At 36.6% G+C, this 18,464-nt stretch carries 22 protein-coding genes; 8 read left to right on the top strand and 14 right to left on the bottom strand.

Going from position 1 to position 18,464, the window contains the following annotated elements:
* The first annotated feature begins 428 nt into the window (after window positions 1–428).
* Complete coding sequence (locus tag B9Z54_RS10615; protein WP_113928367.1) at window positions 429–956, top strand: DUF1643 domain-containing protein; 528 nt, start codon at window positions 429–431, stop codon at window positions 954–956.
* 173 nt (window positions 957–1,129) lie between these two features.
* A complete protein-coding gene (locus B9Z54_RS10610; RefSeq protein ID WP_113928366.1) occupies window positions 1,130–2,011 on the top strand; it encodes a PDDEXK family nuclease in 882 nt (293 codons plus the stop codon).
* A gap of 538 nt (window positions 2,012–2,549) precedes the next feature.
* Here the strand turns inward: B9Z54_RS10610 and B9Z54_RS10605 are convergent.
* Window positions 2,550–4,076, bottom strand: a complete 1,527-nt coding sequence (locus B9Z54_RS10605) for a YifB family Mg chelatase-like AAA ATPase (protein ID WP_113928365.1) — start codon at window positions 4,074–4,076, stop codon at window positions 2,550–2,552.
* Between the two features lie 11 nt (window positions 4,077–4,087).
* Window positions 4,088–4,636 carry a transposase gene (locus B9Z54_RS10600; RefSeq protein ID WP_113928364.1) on the bottom strand — a complete coding sequence of 183 codons (549 nt, stop codon included), beginning with the start codon at window positions 4,634–4,636 and terminating at the stop codon, window positions 4,088–4,090.
* Window positions 4,637–6,374: 1,738 nt separating this feature from the next.
* On the opposite strand from B9Z54_RS10600, the gene B9Z54_RS10595 reads away from it, so the two are divergent.
* From B9Z54_RS10595 to B9Z54_RS25685, 6 genes are all read left to right on the top strand, one after another.
* Complete coding sequence (locus tag B9Z54_RS10595) at window positions 6,375–6,659, top strand: hypothetical protein (protein ID WP_113928363.1); 285 nt, start codon at window positions 6,375–6,377, stop codon at window positions 6,657–6,659.
* A gap of 95 nt (window positions 6,660–6,754) precedes the next feature.
* Complete coding sequence (locus tag B9Z54_RS10590) at window positions 6,755–7,171, top strand: hypothetical protein (RefSeq protein ID WP_162785172.1); 417 nt, start codon at window positions 6,755–6,757, stop codon at window positions 7,169–7,171.
* Between the two features lie 133 nt (window positions 7,172–7,304).
* Window positions 7,305–7,532, top strand: coding sequence for a hypothetical protein (locus B9Z54_RS10580; protein ID WP_113928360.1), 228 nt, complete (start codon window positions 7,305–7,307; stop codon window positions 7,530–7,532).
* Between the two features lie 271 nt (window positions 7,533–7,803).
* Window positions 7,804–8,019 carry a hypothetical protein gene (locus tag B9Z54_RS25690; RefSeq protein WP_240189895.1) on the top strand — a complete coding sequence of 72 codons (216 nt, stop codon included), beginning with the start codon at window positions 7,804–7,806 and terminating at the stop codon, window positions 8,017–8,019.
* Window positions 7,949–8,605 (top strand): ExeA family protein, encoded by a 657-nt coding sequence (locus B9Z54_RS10570; RefSeq protein WP_345840721.1) that lies wholly within the window; start codon window positions 7,949–7,951, stop codon window positions 8,603–8,605. Before B9Z54_RS25690 ends, B9Z54_RS10570 begins: the two co-directional genes overlap by 71 nt.
* 83 nt (window positions 8,606–8,688) lie before the next feature.
* On the top strand, window positions 8,689–8,841 hold the full coding sequence (locus B9Z54_RS25685) for a DUF5348 domain-containing protein (RefSeq protein ID WP_345840723.1): 153 nt from the start codon (window positions 8,689–8,691) through the stop codon (window positions 8,839–8,841).
* Here the strand turns inward: B9Z54_RS25685 and B9Z54_RS26195 are convergent.
* The 12 genes from B9Z54_RS26195 to B9Z54_RS10510 form a co-directional block, all read right to left on the bottom strand.
* Complete coding sequence (locus B9Z54_RS26195) at window positions 8,823–8,951, bottom strand: hypothetical protein (RefSeq protein ID WP_275887805.1); 129 nt, start codon at window positions 8,949–8,951, stop codon at window positions 8,823–8,825. The two genes, B9Z54_RS25685 and B9Z54_RS26195, sit on opposite strands and share 19 nt — an antisense overlap.
* Before the next feature lie 186 nt (window positions 8,952–9,137).
* A complete protein-coding gene (gene galU, locus B9Z54_RS10560; protein ID WP_240189892.1) occupies window positions 9,138–10,004 on the bottom strand; it encodes a UTP--glucose-1-phosphate uridylyltransferase GalU in 867 nt (288 codons plus the stop codon).
* A gap of 98 nt (window positions 10,005–10,102) precedes the next feature.
* Entirely contained in the window at window positions 10,103–11,149 is a 1,047-nt protein-coding gene (gene galE / locus B9Z54_RS10555; protein WP_113928357.1) for a UDP-glucose 4-epimerase GalE, read from the bottom strand.
* Between the two features lie 84 nt (window positions 11,150–11,233).
* Window positions 11,234–11,656 (bottom strand): HIT family protein, encoded by a 423-nt coding sequence (locus B9Z54_RS10550; protein ID WP_113928356.1) that lies wholly within the window; start codon window positions 11,654–11,656, stop codon window positions 11,234–11,236.
* A gap of 13 nt (window positions 11,657–11,669) precedes the next feature.
* Window positions 11,670–12,200 (bottom strand): KdsC family phosphatase, encoded by a 531-nt coding sequence (locus B9Z54_RS10545; RefSeq protein ID WP_113928355.1) that lies wholly within the window; start codon window positions 12,198–12,200, stop codon window positions 11,670–11,672.
* Between the two features lie 5 nt (window positions 12,201–12,205).
* Entirely contained in the window at window positions 12,206–12,955 is a 750-nt protein-coding gene (locus tag B9Z54_RS10540; protein ID WP_345840720.1) for a KpsF/GutQ family sugar-phosphate isomerase, read from the bottom strand.
* Window positions 12,956–12,993: 38 nt separating this feature from the next.
* Entirely contained in the window at window positions 12,994–13,188 is a 195-nt protein-coding gene (locus B9Z54_RS26475) for a hypothetical protein (RefSeq protein ID WP_345840719.1), read from the bottom strand.
* Window positions 13,189–13,199: 11 nt separating this feature from the next.
* A complete protein-coding gene (kdsA, locus tag B9Z54_RS10535) occupies window positions 13,200–14,030 on the bottom strand; it encodes a 3-deoxy-8-phosphooctulonate synthase (protein WP_113928354.1) in 831 nt (276 codons plus the stop codon).
* On the bottom strand, window positions 14,023–14,754 hold the full coding sequence (kdsB, locus tag B9Z54_RS10530; RefSeq protein WP_113928353.1) for a 3-deoxy-manno-octulosonate cytidylyltransferase: 732 nt from the start codon (window positions 14,752–14,754) through the stop codon (window positions 14,023–14,025). Before kdsB ends, kdsA begins: the two co-directional genes overlap by 8 nt.
* A 24-nt stretch (window positions 14,755–14,778) precedes the next feature.
* Window positions 14,779–15,861 carry a hypothetical protein gene (locus B9Z54_RS10525; RefSeq protein WP_113928352.1) on the bottom strand — a complete coding sequence of 361 codons (1,083 nt, stop codon included), beginning with the start codon at window positions 15,859–15,861 and terminating at the stop codon, window positions 14,779–14,781.
* Window positions 15,862–16,790: 929 nt separating this feature from the next.
* Entirely contained in the window at window positions 16,791–17,276 is a 486-nt protein-coding gene (locus tag B9Z54_RS10515; RefSeq protein WP_162785171.1) for an HAD-IB family phosphatase, read from the bottom strand.
* A gap of 2 nt (window positions 17,277–17,278) precedes the next feature.
* Window positions 17,279–18,460, bottom strand: coding sequence for a glycosyltransferase (locus B9Z54_RS10510; protein WP_113928349.1), 1,182 nt, complete (start codon window positions 18,458–18,460; stop codon window positions 17,279–17,281).
* Window positions 18,461–18,464: the final 4 nt, after the last annotated feature.

The raw sequence follows: 18,464 nt of genomic DNA, 5'->3' as shown, positions 1-18,464 counted from the left end.
CTTGTGTCCCTCAAACATTCGACATATCTCGTGGCGTCACTGTAACATTCACAAGAACAAACGTGCTTATAAATAAAATTTACTTCATCAACCAGATACGTCAAGACAGAGCCTTATGACCAACTACCACCGACAAAAATAGGGAGAAAACCAAAACAGCAAAGCAAAATTTCATTATAGCGCTTTAACTCACAGGGGTGAGACCTATTATTCTCGAGAAAATTGTAAAGCTTGTAAATGGGCTTGATCGACAAATAGTACACCCATTAGCCACACATCACATTCCATATTATTCCTTTAAGAGGCTAGAAAATGATATACTTGTTATTCAGAGATAATAAGGTCTTCACAACATGTCACTTTATTGAACTCCAACCAACAGTGAAAAGGATAGCTATACCAAAATAAGAGTAGAGGAGAATGACTGTATGGGAGTAAAAATGGAATTTGATGCAATTTTCGACAATACCCAAAGTCCTACTTTTAGATATTCATTAAAGAGAATTTGGGATAGTAACTTAAAAAAAGCAACAGTAATTATGCTCAATCCTAGTATTGCAAATGTGTTGAAAAATGATTTGTCTATTAATCGTTGTCTTAACTTTTGCATTGATAATAATTATGGTTCTTTAGAAGTTGTTAACCTATTTGCTTTTATTGAAACTGATTCAAAGAAGCTCTCAGCAAAACCTGAATTTATTGGTTGTGAAAATAATAAATATATCCAAGGGGCAGTTGAAAGTGCTAATACCATCATTGTTGCTTGGGGAAGCGATAAAGAATATAGGTCTAGGAAAAAACAAGTTTGGAATCAAATCTTAAATAATAAAACTGTGTACTATTTCGAAGATAACTCCTCGCGTACACTACCCGTCCACATTTCTAGGCTAGCTAATGGTTTTTACTTAAAAGAGTATAGACCAACATTTCTAAGTGACCAAAGAGAAAAGCCATGAAAAAACTATTAATAATTTGTACTTTTCTAGTTGCAAGTTTAGTAGGGTGTAGTGTAAAAGAAACTCAGTCTAATCTAGATATTATGTCAAATCATAACTTATTAGACTATTTACCATCTAAACCCGGGAGTTTATTCACCTATACATAAAAACAAGAATTTGGAGGGAACCAAATGGGGAAAGTCGGTCAAGTTTATAATGGAATTATTGATTGGAATGGAAATGAACTATTCCCGCTAGAAGATCCTTACTATGACGAAATTAAATCTCATGAATGTCGAAATGAAGGGTGCTTAAACATTCTTGAAATGACAGACTATGAATACGATAATAATGAGAAGAGTGTATATTGTATAGACTGTTTAGAAAGGCACGGTTCTAAAAATCTTGGTATAGATAGTAGTATTAATTCTCTTGAAATACTTAATGATCCTAATGGGGTAAATAAGTGCCTAAAGAACTTCGGGCATGACATATCTATTTTATCCGATTTAGGTTGTTTTCAATGTTCAATTAATAGTATCAAGTTGTTACAAGGTAAACAAACTTATTTCAATGAACAAAGAAAGGAAGGGTCTAATATTGGTGAACCAACCGAAGTTGACGGCATACTGTTCAGGTCAAAAGGAGAGAGTATTTTATATAATAAGTTAAAGCGTAAAGACCAAGAATTAATATATGAAATGTTTTTTATTAGAACATTTATTAATGGGAAAAAGGAATATTATAACCCTGATTTCTATCTACCAAAGTTTAATTTATTTATAGAATACCGCGGCTATAATGCAGATGATAAAGTTAAAAAGCATCAATGGAAAAAAACCTTTTATTTTGGAGAACAAATTAGGAAAGGTTTGAAAAATCATCTAGATTGGAATAATGACCAACCATCAGCATCTCGATACTGCAGTTTTTTAGTGTTAGCACCAAGAAATGCATATTATTATAAAAAAGGTAAAAAATACATCTTACAATACAAAAAGTGTTCAAAATGCTCCGAGGGCACTGTGTTTTTAGATATATTTAATTATAAATGTATTAACTGCAGAAAATAGTAAAACTAATTATTATAACCACTTCTCCATTTACAATGGAAATGTAAATAAACCCACTAAGTGGCAGTATGATAACTCCGTATGCCAACTCAGTGGGTTATCTTATTCTCTTTATTCACTTTTTAGGTACCCCCTTTTGTGTGGGAGCTTCAGACAATTCTTGATTAGGAGTGGGTTGGTGTATGGAATCATTCATTTCCTGAACGTAATCGGGTACCCTTCAATCTGCTATTTTAGTCTCCTCTTGGTCAAACCATTTAATAATATACGCTTCTTTTGAAAACTCTGTATTAATAATAATCCAAGCTCTCAGATAATCCATTGTAAGTTCTTTGAAAAACCGTTCAATGCTGGTGACCTCTTCCAACCATTCAATAGCTTGATTACGGTATTTTCTATCTCATTCTATTTTGTTAACCCACTCCTCGAATTGCTGCAGCTCCTTTTCTATTTCCTCACTTCCTCTAATATTTTATGGACAGAGGGACAAGTTTATTTCCTAACATGGAATGGAGCCTGCCCTTATCCCAAACATTATTCACCTCATCACCGTTCTCTTCGAAGCATCCCCCATACCCCTCCCCTGCAACCTAACCCCCTCCCAAATATGCTCATCCAAAAGTTCTTCAGAATGCCCAAGATCGGCAATTGTCCGAGCCAGTCTGAGAATCTTGATCTGCGCCCGGTTGCTTAGATGATTCTTAGAGGACAGCTGCCGGATCAGTTGGTGCTGGCTGTTTGACAGAGAGCTGCTTTTCATCAATCGGTCATAGGTGACCCTGCCGTTACAGATCTGTTCCCCGTATCGGTCATGCTGTCTTTTCCTGGCTTCAGTGACACGTTTGCGGACTGCTTCTGAATCTTCCTTTTCGTTTTGCTGCTCTCTCTGCAAATCTACGGGTTTTAAGGAAAGGTGGATATCAAAGCGGTCACGGATGGGGCCGGAAAGCCGATTATGGTAAGCGGTGATTTGCTTTGGGGTACATGTGCAGTAATTGGTGAGGGAATGGAGAAAGCCGCAGGGACATGGGTTCATCGCACCTATTAAGATGAAGGATGCCGGATAATTGACGGTAGAATGGGCGCGGCTGATGGTTACCGAGCCGCTCTCGAGGGGCTGCCTCAACATATCGAGGGTTTTTTTTGAGAATTCGGCGATTTCATCCAGAAACAGAACCCCTCTATGGGCAAGGGAACTTTCACCCGGTTTCGGATTCTGGTCCCCGCCGATGATGGAAACACCAGATGCGGAATGATGGGGATTACGAAAAGGCGGCTGCCGGGAATGTGCTGCATTGCTGGTACTGAGCTGATAAAGGCTCATCACCTCAAGGCGCGCTTCTTCTGTCAGGGGCGGTAAAATGTAAGGAAAACTTTCCGCAAGCATGCTCTTTCCACAGCCTGGCGGGCCCGACATAAATAAATGATGTTCTCCCGCCGCCGCAATTTCCAAGGCACGCTTTGCATGTGAATGCCCAACAATTTCATTAAAATTAATAAAGCTTTCTGCTACAGATTCCTCTTGGATCACCTGCGGAAAAAAAGGCAGGATGTTCTGCCCAGATAAGTGCTGGATGACTTCGTGAACAGACGAAACATAGACTATGCCCAATCCAGCAAACTCTAATTGGGGCAATGTCTGATCAAAAGGCATATAAAGCCTCTTGATTCCCAGCTTCTTGGCCGCCAATATGGCCGGCAGCATCCCTTCGACAGGCTGAATGCCTCCATCCAGCGAGAGAGCTCCGATAAACGCGTAATCCTCAGAGATCTTCACATGGATTTCCTTCATACTGAGGAGAACGCCAAGAGCCATCGGCAGATCAAACAATGGTCCGTTTTTCTTTTGCTCGGCAGGAGATAGATTAATGATGATCTTTTGGTCGGTTAGGGAGTGTTTCATGGAGTGAAGAGCGGCTGCGACTCTCTCTTTCGATTCTTTTACAGAAGCATCAGGCAGCCCTACAATCACAATAGACTCCATAACTTGCATGGCTTGGACTTCTACCCTCACTCGATAGCCTTCCAATCCTTTCAGGCCGATACTGGTTATTTTGGCAGACAAGAATATCACTCCTATTGGTTTGTATACTTTTTACTTTCAACGAAGTTTTTGTAACTTTCTATAAAGGGATCTTGGAAATAGGATTGTGTTTTAGATGGGTGAACATGGGGACTATCAATGAGGCCTATATAGGATGGGTAGCTGCTCCATGGGTAATGGGAAAGAATTTTCACCATCTTCGCTTCCAGAGGATTACGGTGAATGTACCGGCTGACTTCAAGAAAATAATGGTCCGTTTCAATCAACCCCGACCTGTATCTTCCTTGAAAAAGGTGGCCGTCAATACACAAACGGCGATTAAGGTAAATCGCATAACGTGAGTGAAGTTCTTTCATTATGTCTTTGATGTGATGCTGGCTGGTTTCAATTTGTAGGTGAAGGTGGTTGGTCATCAAGCAGTAGGAATGCAAAACAAAAGGGTACATTGCGCGGACATCTTCGAGGATCGCTAAATACATGAGGTAATCTTCCTCCCTGTAAAAAAGGGCAATACGACGGTTCCCCCGTGCGGTTATATGATACATCGCACCAGGATACCAAACTCTTCTCTTCCTGGACATAAACTCCTCCTTATCATCTCTTCTAAAAGGTAAGGACGAACCCTCCTTAAATAAAAATATACTCAATCAACCAGACACCGTCAAGCCGGAATACTATAACCTTAGCAACAAAAAACAGAAAAAAACATGCCAAAACACCAAAGCAAAACTTTCCTTTAACGCTTTAACTCACCGGGGGTTAGTCGCCGATAATGATATTTTGATAAAAGTGGTTCTTACCCTCGCACTTACTGGCTCAGATGACCGCAAACAGTGGCTCAATCCACCGCACTAGTGGCTCAATCTGTTCGCAATGCTCACAATAAGAAAACATTTATTAAAAAGGAGATTCATAAAAGCTGGACTCCTTTACCAAAGGAACTAATCAAATGGCTGATATACCGTGAGGAGCCTGTTCCAATATATAAATGATAGATCAGTAACCACGCACAATCAGTTTCCTAGAATATTAATCTGTAGGGTTTTTTACTTATTGGAAAATATGTTGGCGCAGCCTGGTAAACTCCTTGGCGGAGAGTGGTAAAAAAGATGGCAAGGGTGATAAAATCTCTTGGGTGTATTCAACAAGCAGGAAACCAACACAATAAAGCGCCAAAGGACAAATCACTTTTGCCCTTTAACGTACTAGGGGTCAGGTCCTAATATCATCTTTATCGAGCAGAAAGTGTTAACTTTATCTTAGCGTTTATACTGTACCTGTGTACCTAACAAAAAACCAAAACGCCAATGCAGCAAAACAAAGCTTCACTTTAGCGCTTTAACGTACCGGGGGTCAGGCCCCAATATTACAGGTGATATAAATAACCCAACATCAGGATTAAATGCTCATGCTGAAGGAGAGGGTAATACGGCAACAGGAAGAGCTTCCCATGTTGAGGGTGGTGCCAGAGATGAATCTGGTAATCCTGCTCTAAACGTAGCGAGCGGGGATAGTTCACATGCAGAGGGCGTTGGTACAATTGCTAGCGGTTATGCGGCTAACAAATCCCACCGACTCTTCCCCAATGTCTTAGCGCTTTTTAATGTTCTCTTTATTAAATCGCACTACTGATATTTAGATGCGCAAAATAGGTAGGTTTTCTTTTTTTTTTGGTATTTTCATAATAGTTAGGAGCCATTTTTCAGTGACCTCTACCTGTCCCTTGGTCCCATGACATCACAAAAACCCCCGGCATATACGATTGCGTATATGCCGGGGGTTTCAATGCCAAGAATCCTGTACATCAACAAATTACTTACACCTAAAACAACAACTTCAACCAACCAAGAAAAGATATCCAAAGAGGTATACTCAACAAAGTTCCCCAATATAACCCTTCAAATATATTACCGTCCTCTTGAATCATATAATCACTCCTGTCATTTTAATTCTTGGAGTAGAAATATGTGTTTCCATTATTATAAGCTCGTACTAGTAAAATAATTGTCACTTTAAAACAAATTTATACTGGAATTACATCTGTTTATGTCTTTTCAAGCTAGTTTCTTATATATTCCCTGAAGTTTTTCTCGACAAACTCGTTTTATATTTCCATTCAGTATCAATGTGATGACCATTTGCTTTCACGCTGATTATTGCAGTTGAAATGAGCCACTTATGCGGAGTATTGAGCCAGTCATTGCGGAGAAAAGAGCCACCACCCTTTGAGTTGCCACTATAAATAGAATAGAGAAAGGCCTCCTGTATAATTATCTTGCATGCCAGCAAGCATGACATTATTATACAGGGGGCTTTTTGATGATTAATTACCGTAAGATTTTGGAACTTCACTTTGAAGAAGTCAGTCAAAGAACCATTAGTTCAAGCACCGGGCATTCAAGGAATACAGTTTCAGATGTCGTTCAACATTCCAAAGAACTGGGTGTAGAAAGCTTGAATGACACCATGACCAATCCATGGCTAGAAGCGTTTCTCTACCCAGAGAAACAGGCTGTTGAGAAAGGGTACTTCCCAATTGATTGGGAAAGAGTGCATAAGGAACTACAAAAGAAGAATGTAACCCTGTCCCAACTGCATCACTAGTACTCAACAGAGGCAGGTGAAGGTGGAAAAATTCCCTATGCCTATCGTACTTTTTGTGAGAACTATGGGAAATATACGAAAAAGTATAAATTGCAATGCCTATTCGAAGAAAACCAAGTGAAGTCATGGAAGTAGATTGGGCTGGAACTACACTGAAGATTAATGATCATTCAACAGGAGAAACGCTTCCGGCGTATGATTTTATTGGAGCTGTCCGGCGTTTTCAAAAGCGTTATCGGAATGCCTTATGGCATTCTAATATTAAATACGGACCTTATTTACCGATTGGACCGAACGGTACGAAAAAACAGGTATATATGGTAGCTTTTTTAGACGACGCGACTCGATTTGCTCTTCATGTGGCATTCTACCCTATGCTTGATGCACGTTGCGTTGTGTTGAAGATGCTTTTCGTGAAGCTGTCAGAAAGCACGGTGTTCCTGAAAGTGTTTAATTTAATAGCGGTAAGCAGTACAGCACGAAATGGATGGCCAGAACTTGTTCCAAGTTAGGTAAACGGCTTCTATATGCCCGTCCTTACTCGCCTGAATCGACAGGTAAAGTAGAACGTTTTAATCGCACATTCGAAGAGTTTTTAAAAGAGGTGAAACTAGAAATCCCTCAAACAATTGAAGCGTTAAATCAATGGTAGGTGTATGGCTTGATGAGCAGTATCTTCATAAGCCGCATTCAGCTTTAGAGAAAAACATCACACCGTTAGAAGCTTATCGCAGTGAAGGTACGCCCATTCGTCACGTTTCTGCAGAAGAGCTCGCTCACGCATTCCTACATTCAGAAACAAGGAAAGTCAATAAAGCCGGCTGCATCAGTTTTCAGGATGAAAAATATGAAGTAGGTATCAATTTCGTTTGATGTAAAGTTGAAATTACCTATAACCCTCAAGATACTACTGAATTAACCGTAGATTATCCGGATTTTGATAGTTGGAAAGCAAAAAGAATGGTGATTTCAGAGAGAACAGGAAAAAGACCATCTCTTCCGGAGAAGATGATAAAGGAACCTGCCGGTTCTTCAAGACTTCTTCAAGGAGTTAAGAAACCTAACCAAGCAAGAAAGGCTGCCGCCATTACACCTTCTGTCCCAGCCGTGAGTTTCCGCCATATCAGCAAAGGGGGAACGAGTTTTGTTTGAGTCCTTCTTTGAGATGCGCCATACGCCATTTTCTCGCAACATTCCAACGACTGAACTATATGAATCTACTCAGCTCGAAAAGATTATTGGGCGACTGGATTATGCCGCAGAACGTGAGCTTTTGGCTATCATGACTGGTGAGTGTGGACTTGAAAAAAACGACAGCTATACGCAGATTTACAGATCAACTGGATCGATCGCATTGTAAGCTGAGCTATTTATCAGATTCTAAGCTGACACCACGTCACTTCTATAAAGGAATGTTAGAACAGCTGGGCCTCGAAACAAAGTTCTACAGAGGTGATGCCAAGCGCCAATTACATCGTGAAATCGAATTAATGAAAGGCATTCACAAAATAATGTCTGTGGTTGTGGTCGATGAAGCTCATCTGCTTGATCGTGAAATGTTAGAGGAAGTACGTTTCCTTTTAAACTTCCGTATGGATGCGCAAAGTCCCATGGCATTGATTATGGTGGGGCAGACTGAGCTTTGGGATCGCCTTCAGCTTAAGTCCTTCGCAGCAATCAGTCAGCGCATTGATATCCAGTTTAAGCTTGATCATCTTGACAGAGCAGAAACAGAGCAATATATGAAAAAGCATTTAAGCTATGTCGGTGTTGAACGAGATATTTTTAGTGATCTAGCCCTTGATGAGATTTTCAGCTATTCAAGTGGTGCCTCACGACTGATCAATAAACTGGCGACACATTGTCTTCTGTTCGCAGCTCAAAACGGTTCAAGAATCATTGATGACCGTATGGTCAAGAAGGTGATTGAAGGAGAGCTCGCATGAAGAAAAGCCGTTGGAAGAGTATGTACTTTGATGAGACACTTGATTGTTGGATTATTAATTAGGGAGATCAAAAAGGTTACAAACTGAGGTGTGGCGAATGGTTCGAGCTGAACCTCGGTTATGGCAAGGTGTTGCCATGCCGGCTTGAGCTCGGCAGAGATTGGTACATCACCACCAGCAGTCATGAAGTCCGTTTTTATTTGAAGCAAAATGAAACCTACGAGGTAGATTTATAGATGTTCTGGGGAGGCCTTACAAGCCTCCCTTCTGTATCTTTAATTGGCAATAAATCCGTCAAGTTCAGGACAAAATGAACCGTCAGTTTCAGGACATTATAGAGCGTCATTAACACCCCCTGTTCCGAACTCTAGGTTTTTATAGAATGCATCTTCTAAGCTTGTTTCATTTTCTTTTATTATATTTTGTGACCCTCATGATTCACTATCAAGGTGTCTGTATGAAGCAAGAGAGCAGTCCCCTTGTTACAAAAAAGCCGCCAAACATATTTGGCAGCCTACTAAAGTATAGGAATTTATTTAACCGCTTGCTTATGCGCAGCTACTAGCTCTTCCATATATTCCAATACAGAATCTTTAATTTCTTCATGCTCTAATGAAAAATCAAGAGTTGTCTTCACGAAACCAAGTTTTTCTCCAACATCATATCTCTTGCCAGCAAAATCATATGCATAGACATTTTGCTTTTCATTCAACGTTTGGATAGCATCCGTTAATTGGATTTCTCCACCTGCACCTGTTTCTTGATTTTCCAAAATATCAAAGATTTCAGGTGTCAGTAAGTAGCGACCCATGATGGCAAGATTTGAAGGCGCTGTTCCTGGAACAGGCTTTTCTACAAAGTGTTGAACCTTGTATCTTTTTCCTTCAATCTTTACGGGATCGATGATGCCATAGCGGTGTGTCTGGTTATGGTCCACTTGTTGAACACCGATTACGGATGACCCAGTTTCTTCATATTGCTCAATCAATTGGCGTACACAAGGTGTCTCACTGACAACAATGTCGTCTCCTAAAAGAACGGCAAATGGCTCATCACCGATGAACTTTCGAGCACACCATACAGCATGTCCCAATCCTTTAGGCTCTTTTTGACGAATGTAGTGAATATTCACAAGGTTACTAGAATGCTGAACCTTTTCAAGCAACTCCATTTTGCCCTTACCTTCTAAGCTTCTTTCTAGCTCTGGAGCAGCGTCAAAATGATCTTCAATCGCACGCTTCCCTTTACCTGTAACGATAATAATATCTTCAATTCCAGAAGCAACCGCTTCCTCAACGATATATTGAATTGTTGGTTTATCAACAATTGGTAGCATTTCCTTTGGCATTGCTTTTGTAGCTGGAAGGAATCTTGTTCCTAGACCTGCCGCTGGGATGATGGCTTTTTTACTTTTTTCAAAATCATTCCTCCTATTATAGTAATGATCTTTAACAGAGGTCTTTTGGAATTTAACTAATCGTGTATCAACTCGATTAATTAATTTAAAATCAAGGCACCTTCACCTTTATTTTCCTTCACATATCCTTCTGGGTTCTGAGACTGCCACCTCCATGTATCCTCACACATTTCTTGTAGACCCTTGTCTGCTTTCCATCCAAGTTCTCTTTCTGCTTTTGAAGGATTAGCGAAACATTTGGCAATATCCCCTGCTCGTCGTTCTACTATTTGATATGGAATTTCTTTACCAGATGCTTTTCTGAAAGCTTCTACCATCTGAAGAACACTATAGCCATTTCCTGTACCTAGATTATAGGCTTCAATCCCTATTGATTCTAAGACACTATTAAGAGCCTTAATGTGACCTTTCGCTAAATCAACTACATGGATATAATCTCTAACTCCTGTTCCATCTAGAGTAGGATAGTTATTACCAAATATATTTAACCTATTCAATCTGCCAATCGCAACCTGAGAAATATAAGGCATTAGGTTATTGGGAATTCCATTGGGATCCTCGCCTATTAGCCCACTTTCATGAGCGCCAATGGGATTAAAATATCTTAAAATAGATACACTCCATCTAGGGTTTGAAATGAAAATGTCTCTTAAAATCTCTTCAATCATCAATTTTGAACGACCATAGGGGTTGGTGGCACTAAGAGGAGCATCTTCTGTGATTGGGACCTGTTCAGGTACGCCATAAACAGTGGCAGATGAACTAAAAACAATATTGTAAACACCATATTTCTCCATAACATTTACTAAAGAAAATGTACCTGTTAGGTTGTTACTATAATAATACAGTGGTTTAGTAACAGATTCGCCAACAGCTTTTAGGCCAGCAAAGTGAATGACTGCTTCTATATCATTTTCTAGAAAAACCTTTTCAACAGCTCCTGTATCTAGCAAATCAACTTCATATATTTTAGGTTCGTGCCCTGTAATAGTAGACACCCTTGTAAGAACTTCAGGTTTACTATTTGAATAATTATCAATAATAACCACTTCATAACCAGCCTCAATTAACTCTACTGTTGTATGACTGCCTATATATCCTGTTCCACCAGTTACCAAAATAGCCATATATATTCCTCCTAATTTTTTATTAGTGATTAAAAGTTGCGCCACTTAAATTCTAAAAGTAATAAATTTAATTTAAAATTAAATTTAGTGTAAATATTCATATATTCTATTTAGTAAATCAACATATTTGTTATGTGTAGTTTGTACTGGGTACACTTCACCTTGAGTGGCATGTTCTATTAAATTTATCCCTCTTAAATTACTTTTTCGTTCTCTAGGAATTAGATGAATATGTAAGTGTCTAACTGATTCACTAATTGAAACAGTGTAAACTCTATCTGCATCCAGCTCTTCCTTAAGGAATTTAGATATTTTACTAATTAACTTGCTGATTTCATTAAATTCTTCTTTGGTTAATTCATACCAATTTTCCACATGTCTTACAGGTTCAATATAAAGGTAACCTAAAACACCTTTATTAAAAGGAACAGGAGAAACAACTGAATGTTCCCCCTGATAAACTGGTGTCACTTCTTTATGCTTATCACAAATTTGACATTTCCCCATTAGTACACAACCTTTATTGTAGGACTTTCTCCTTCTTATTTAGGTATTCTAAAACCAACTGTTTATAATCAGTTTGCTTTGTCAGTATTAAATCAACAGCTTCTCTAACGACACCTTGTCCTCCATTTTTACCAATTACATGGTGAGCCGCATCTTTTACTAATTCGACAGCATCGTTTGGAGCAAAAGAAAGCCCCACTATATTTATTAGTGGTAGATCATTAATATCGTCACCGATATAACAAACCTCATTCAGTGAAATGTTAAGAATACTAATTAATTCATAGAGTACTTCTGCTTTACTGCTAATATTTTGATATACGTGGTCAATATTTAGTTCTCTTGCTCTGATGGCTACAGATTTAGATTGTCTACCTGTAATAATGGCAAATTGAATTCCATGATATCTGGCTAAACTTATGCCCATACCATCTTTAACATTAAAGCTTTTATATTCATTTCCATCTGACCCAATCAGTAGCTTTCCGTCTGTCATCACTCCATCGACATCTAATACTACTAGCTTTATATTTGCATTATTCATTTAAGTTACAACCCCAATTTAGTTAAGTCGTGTAGATGAATCATTGCAATTGGTTCATATTCATCATTAACAACGGGTAAAACGTTTATCTTGTTCTCTTCCATTATTTTAAGTGCTTCCGCTGCCAGAATATCTTCTGAAATTACTGTTGGATTGGTATTATATAAACCATCTATGGAATGGTTAAACAGGTCAATACCCTTTGTTAGAGCACGACGAATATCGCCATCAGTTAATATTCCTGTAAGTTTATTATTATTATCCACAATACTACTCGCACCAAGGCCGGAATCAGTCATGTTAAAGATTACTTCTTGTACTTTACTGCCTTGAGGAGAAGTAGGATTTTTATTTGTACTATCATCTACAATGTCCCTTACTGTTAAAAGAAGCTTCTTTCCTAAAGAACCTCCAGGATGGAATATTGCAAAGTTTTCCGGCCGGAAATCTCTAGCTTTTAACAATGCAACAGCGATCGCATCCCCTACAGCTAACGTCAAAGTGGTACTTGTTGTAGGTGCTAATCCTAGAGGACAAGCCTCCTTCACCTTACCAATCGATAAGATTTGATCTGACTTGTTTGCTAAGGTAGAATGACGATTTCCTACAAACGCGATTATTTTTGCGCCTATTCTTTTAATTGACGGCAGAATATTTAATACTTCGTCTGATTCCCCACTATTGGAAAGTGCCAAAACTACGTCAGAAGCAGTAACCATTCCTAAGTCACCATGAAGTCCTTCTGCAGGATGCAAAAAGAATGATGGCGTACCTGTACTCGCTAATGTGGCAACTATTTTTTTCCTATAATACCTGATTTACCAACACCAGTTACTACTAATCTACCTTTACACGCTAGAATCATTTCTACCGTATTATTTATTTCACTATCTAGTGTATTACTGAATTCCAAAATGGCGTTCGCTTCTTCAACCAATACCTCTTTTATAGTCTCAATATGACTACCTTGCTTGATTTGGATAAGCATATAACCCTCCATTATTTAGATTCTTTAACAAGTCTATCTATTTCTACCACTGGCTTTAGAAATTCCTCTAATTTATCAAGATAAAGCATGTTAGGCCCGTCCGAAAAGGCATTATCTGGATCAGGGTGAACCTCGGTAAATAATGCATCAATTCCAACTGCTACTGCTGCTCTAGAAAGGTAAGGAACAAATTCTCTTTTACCACCTGTTGAAGTACCGTTACCTCCAGGAATTTGAACACTATGAGTTGCATCAAATACAACTGGCACATCAAATTCTCTCATGGTTGGCAATGAACGCATGTCCACTACTAAGTTATTATAACCGAAAGTAGATCCTCTTTCCGTTAACAAAATTTTTCCATTTCCAGATTCTTTTAATTTCACTACAACATTTTTCATATCCCATGGCGCAAGAAACTGGCCTTTTTTAACATTAATCACTTTACCAGTATTAGCTGCAGCTACTAGCAAGTCTGTTTGTCTACATAGAAACGCAGGGATTTGAATAATATCCAATACTTCACCAGCTTCTCTTGCTTGACTAGCATCATGAATATCTGAAGTAACTGGTAGGTCAAATTCTCTCTTAACTTTTGCTAATATCTCTAGCCCTTTTTCAATTCCAGGACCACGCTCTGAATGAATAGATGAACGATTAGCCTTATCAAAAGAACCTTTGAATACAAATGGCACATTTAATTTAGTGGTAATCTCTTTAATTTTTTCTGCTGTTTCCATTACAAGTTTTTCGCTTTCAATCATGCACGGTCCTGCAATAAGAACAAATGGATTGTTTCCTCCAAATGTTACTTTGTTATTTAGTTGAATTGATTTAGTCATTGTATTTTCCCTCCATTATTAATTCTACTTTAGCTATATCTTCTGGCGTATCTACACCTACTGCATCATAGTGGGTTTGCAACACTTTTAACTTGTAACCATTTTCTATAAGACGCAACTGCTCTAGAGACTCTGCTTGTTCAAGTGGGGATTGAGGTAAATTCACATATTCTTTAAGAATGTGTTTTGGATAACAGTAAATACCTAAATGCTTATAGTAACTAATGTCAGTTGTATTTCTTTGGTAAGGAATAGGTGATCTAGAAAAATATAATGCTTCGTTTTTTTGTGATGTTACAACTTTTACTACGTTAGGATCATCAATCTCTTCTGTAGACTCCAACTTGGTGCAAGCAGTAATTACATGATCAGGGTTTTCTTCTGCAAGTTGAATTATTTCGTCAATTAGTGATGGATGTATTAAGGGTTCATCTCCTTGTATATTAATAAAAATGTCTCCTTCTACTATTCCGGTGACTTCAGCAATTCGATCTGATCCTGACTCGTGCTCTCTACTAGTCATTACAACTCTGGCACAGAATTTTTCTGCCTCTCTTACTATTTCCAAATGATCAGTAGCGATAACTACCTCATCAATTTTCTTCGACCTTTTTACTTGTTCGAAAACCTGCTGAATCATTGGCTTACCTTTTATTATTGCTAAGGGTTTTCCCGGGAATCTAGTTGATCCGTACCTAGCAGGAATCACACCTACAACTTTCATATACCTCGCCCCTATTCAAAATAGCTATTTGATTTTATATCGCAGTTTCCTAAATATCTTCTTCTTTTTCAATCCTTTATATAGTCTTCTTGCTAAATATTCAAGATTAAAATTCAGCCTTGACTCTAACATATTTTTTAAGTTTTTATTCACAAATATATCGATATCATTATTTCTGCTATTTATTATTTCTGAATGAATTGCATCCTCAAAAACTTCACTGGGAGTATTTTGAACTAAGTACTGTTCTAGTATATTATTCTGGATTTTCAACCTATCTTCTTCTTTTTCTAACATACTTTTGATAGTTTTCCCTATTGGATATGATCCTGATATCACCCATGCAGACTGTAAGTATATTGGTAGGTCTCTATACTGCAAATGTGCAACTGGCCTATTATGATACATTGCGTTAATAGAGATGCTACTTGGCGTGGTAATAACATAATCTGCATTTGCTAAAGCCTGCTCAAAGCTGCCTTCAACTTGATTATTAATTGGTTTAACGTTTAGTGCATTTATTATATTTTCATCAAAAATTCTAAAGAAATATTGATGCCCCTTAGAATCTAATTCCTGGATTATCCTCTTCAAAATGCTTATCAATAATTCCTTTTCCGTTTCATTAAAGTAAGCTGTATTTGCAGTAGTTATTAAAATTTTGTTGACATTGGGTAGAGGAATACGCACCTTAGTATTAATTACTTTTTTAGGTAAAAACTGGATAGCCCTGACCCCCTTGCCAAAATAATTCTTCTCTTGTTTTCCAACGGATAAAAAAATATCATGTATTATTGGATGAAACAGCTTTAATCCATATTTTAATTGCATACGGTTATTAAAAGCGTTTGAGAAATCAAACACTCCATCACTTATTAGGATGGTCTTAATATTTTGTTGCTTAGCTTTAATAATAATGAAATTAGAAACTGGATTGGTATAAAATAACGAAACAACACAATGATATTTCTTTAATTTTTCTATAGATATTTTATACTTTCTTATCCCATTAAATTCAAGTGTATAATTTTTATTATTGTCCACCTTTTCTAGGATGCCTAAGTCTTGATAATAAGATTTATCTTCTAAGAAAAGAATTTTTTTCATCTCAACCTCACTTTTTCCTTAAATAAATAATAGTTCTATAAATGAGCAGGTACAAGGTTATAATTAAGTATTCTCTTAATCCGAGGATTAGTATAAATAAGAAGACAACAAAGTAATAGACGGTACGAAACCTATAAATTTTTTTAATTGGCTCGGTGCTTTTATATTTCCTTTTTAGTTTTGAATTTAATTTATCATACATTCTGGGTATCGCTATAAGGAAAATAACGGAAATTAAAACACTCTTAAGATTTATATTAGAAATCAAAGTGAATGGAGTAAAATAACGCAAGACTGTTAACAGAAAAAAAGTTATATACGTTATTTTAGATCGTAAATTATTATGGATGAGATAAGTTGCTTCGATTAACACCAAGCAGATTATGAAGTATTTTAAATCCACTTCTAATAAATATAATATTGTAACTACCATAAGAGTATAAAGATATTTCAATAAAACAATACCTTTAAAGCTATTGATTATGTTTTCCCTTTCAGTAATACTGCATCTTAATTTGGGACTCTTCTCCTTCTTAATAGTAACAAAATCGTTTCTTAAGTACCCAATTTCATATATTGAAATCATGCCAACAAACCCTATAAACCATAGCATCAATGTTGTGATTTCCACTTTAGTATAAGTAAATAGTAAAATTAAACCAATAATAAAATAGAACGCTACATATTCTAGTATTTGTGCTTTGCTTTTAATCCTGCTAATAGTAGTGTAATAGAATGGGATTGAATACTTCACTTTTACCAATCCTCACAATAATAATTTGCATTATTCCCAAAAATATTTTTCCAATATATTAAGTCAGCCTTTTTGCATATTATTTCTCGTTTGTCTGCAATATTAAGTAGTGGCAGGTCAGTCTTATTATCAGTGTAAACAATAAGTTGGTCATAATTTTCGTTTATATTTTGAATTAATTCTTTTTTATTTTTAAATTATCTCGTTCATATTTTCCTGTGTATAATTCATTATTAAGTTCCATTAGTGAAGCTCGAAAGTGCCTAACATTTAATTGAGTTGCAATTTCCCGAATTAAAAAATCATATGATGCTGAAACAAGAATCACATCTTCTCCTAAAGCCAAGTGATTGTCCAGTTTGTTTTTTATTGGAGTAATCATTTTAGTAGTTAAGAATTCTTCATAAAAAACTTTTGACTGCTTTGAGACATCATTCAAACTTTGCCCTTTCAACAGGCGTGTCAATAATAATCTAAATAGATCAAGGCCTAACAACTTATAAGACACTTTATTAATTACTCTTCCTAAGAAGCTTTTCTTTAGAGCTAGAATCTTTTTGTATTTATTGTTATCTGAAAAAATAAAATCTAAAAAATCCATACTAGTATTGGACTTAAAAAGTGTTCCACATACATCAAAAACTATTAGGTTATTAGTCATAGTCAGTCTATTAAGTTCTCCCATTTTTTTATTAAATAATCCTTATCGAAAAATTCACTTCTTTTTAGTGCTAATGCTGAATATTTCATTAATAGGTCTGGATTAGATAGAATTTCCGAAATTTGGTTGGCAAAAGATTTTTCTTCTTGACTAAGAATCCTATCATGAAAGTTTGGCGGTTTAACTTCCATTGGGTTACCAAGAAAGCCATATTCCATAATTATTTCTTCGTAGTCTAATTTTTTCATTAAGTCTACTGAGGGAGCTAAAATTTCTCTTGGACCTGAAATACAATCTGTAGATATAACTGGCACACCAAGAGACATTGACTCTATAAGAGTCATTGGATAACCCTCATATAGTGAAGTTGATACGAATAAATCAGATCTGAATAGAAATTTATATGGATTACTTTGAAATCCTAAAAAATGGACATTTTCTTGAATCCCAAGTTTAATTGCAAACTCTTTCAATTCGGCTTCTAGTGATCCTTGTCCCAGTATAAGAAGATTTACATCATGAACCTTTTTAATCTCACTAAAAATCTTCAGAAGATGGTAATGACCTTTTTGATTTTCCAACCTCCCAATATTAATAAGGACTTTTCTATTAAAAATTGACAAATATCGCGCTTCAATATCTTCTTTTGCAAGACCTTGTATTCTAGTATTATCATTAAAATTATTTATAGTTAAGACTTTTTCATTATTAATCTTTAATTTTTCTTTTACATATGCCTCACCAACTTTAGAGACTGCAACCACATATGAGGACTTTTTCACTATAAATCTTAGTAACCCTTTCATATTTCTTGAATAATCTTCTTCTATATTATTATGAATTGTCGTAATTACTTTTTCATTTTTTCTTTTAGTCAAGGAATTTAATAAGTCCAGTAAGGGTAAATGACTTATAACAGTATCAAATTTATATTTTCTTTTAACTACTAGTAATTTGATAAACAATTCTATAAGTGTTATTACCTTTCCTATTTTTCCTTTTTTGAAATTCACCCTTAAATTTATTAAGGATGAATTATAATTATAAGTATTAGTAACGTTATTATTGAAAACAATAATATATTTTTCATATTTTTCATTACTAAGACTTACTGATAAATTTGCTGCAACTTTCTCAGCTCCACCTATGGAAAGGGATGGGATAAACTGAGCTACTCTCTTCATTTAA

The organism is Bacillus sp. P14.5 (assembly GCF_003316765.1).
In the GTDB taxonomy this organism is placed as follows: Bacteria; Bacillota; Bacilli; order Bacillales; family Bacillaceae_B; genus Rossellomorea.
Note: the sequence above shows the minus strand (reverse complement) of the source record. Positions and strands in the feature narration are given on the sequence as shown.